Source organism: Arthrobacter bambusae (genome assembly GCF_022606295.1).
Lineage (GTDB): Bacteria > Actinomycetota > Actinomycetes > Actinomycetales > Micrococcaceae > Arthrobacter > Arthrobacter bambusae_A.
Window position 1 is genome coordinate 1 of the sequence record NZ_JAHHZS010000097.1, and the last position, 1,303, is coordinate 1,303.

1 protein-coding gene and 1 other annotated feature are annotated in these 1,303 nt (G+C 65.4%); the gene reads right to left on the reverse strand.

The window, feature by feature from the left end; all coding sequences use genetic code 11:
• Window positions 1–30: 30 nt before the first annotated feature.
• Window positions 31–1,250, reverse strand: a protein-coding gene (locus KNN17_RS22255; protein WP_241711094.1) for an IS3 family transposase whose coding sequence is annotated in 2 segments (ribosomal slippage) — window positions 31–971 and window positions 971–1,250 — 1,221 coding nt in all. Because the reading frame shifts where the segments join, the coding sequence is not laid out codon by codon here.
• Window positions 859–975, reverse strand: a sequence feature (AL1L pseudoknot). Its footprint overlaps the gene before it by 117 nt.
• Window positions 1,251–1,303: the final 53 nt, after the last annotated feature.

The following is a 1,303-nucleotide window of genomic DNA, read 5'->3' on the forward strand; positions in this document are numbered from 1 at the left end:
TGTCAAGCCCCGGGTTTGATGGAGATGTTTTTAGTTGGAAATTGTCAGTAGTTCCGGTGCCGTGTGCCCGGCGTGGAGATGTTCATATTCGGCGGGTGGGACGTGTCCGATCTCGCCGTGCAAGCGACGGTGATTGAACCAATCGATGTACTCCGCGACAGCGACCTCGAGCTGGCTGATGTCCTTCCACGGGCCCTTGTTGCGCACAAGCTCTGCCTTGAACAGCGAGTTGAACGCCTCCGCGAGGGCATTGTCATAGGAATCCCCCTTGGAACCAACGGAGGCCACCGCATCGGCTTCCTCAAGCCGTTGCGTGTAGCGAATCGAGCGATATTGGACTCCGCGGTCGCTGTGGTGGACCAGCCCGTCCAGATCGGCACCGTCCTTGGTCCGGGTCCAGATGCCCATCTCCAGGGCGTCCAGCGCCAGGTCGGTGTAGAGGCTCGTGGCCACCTGCCAGCCAACGACCCTGCGGGAGAACACATCGATGACGAACGCGGCGTAGACCCAGCCGGCGAAGGTCCTGACGTACGTTATGTCGGCGACCCAGAGCCGGTCCGGCGACGTCGCCGTGAACCGGCGTTCGACCAGGTCCGCGGGTCTGCCAGTTTCCGGCGCCGGCTTCGTGGTCCGCGGCCCCTTCGCCCGCGACACCCCACGCAAACCCGCCGCCCGCATGAGCCGTTCCACAGTGCAGCGGGCCATCTGCCGGCCCTGCCGCCGCAACTCGGCGTGGACCTTCCGGGCCCCGTAGACCCCGTAGTTTTCCTCGTGGATCCGCCGGATTGCCCCGGTGAGCTCCGCGTCCTGGAGGCTGCGTGCCGAGGCGGGGCGGGTGCGGTGGGCGTAGTACGTGCTTGGGGCGACCTGCAGTTCGCGGCAGATCGGCTCGACCCCGTGCTCGTCACGGTGCTCCTCGATGAAGGCGCAGATCACCTCGACGGGCGGTCGAGCTCCGCCGCGAAGAAAACCGCCGACTGGCGAAGGATCGTGTTCGCCCGCCGCAGCTCACGGACCTCACGCTCGAGCTCCGCCAACCGGGCAGCGTCATCTGTTGTGGTGCCCGGGCGCAGGCCTTCGTCGATCTCGGCCCGGCTCACCCAGGTCCGCAGCGCTTCGGGATTGACCCCGAGTTGCTCTCCGATCCGGCGGTACGCGCCCGTCCTGGTCGACGGGTCCATCCTTGCCTCTATCGCTATCCTCGTCGCGCGCTCACGCAACTCGACCGGGTACTTCCGTTGTGCTGACATGGGAATCATCCTTACGGGTAATCGATGTCTCCATCAAACCCGGTGCGATTCAC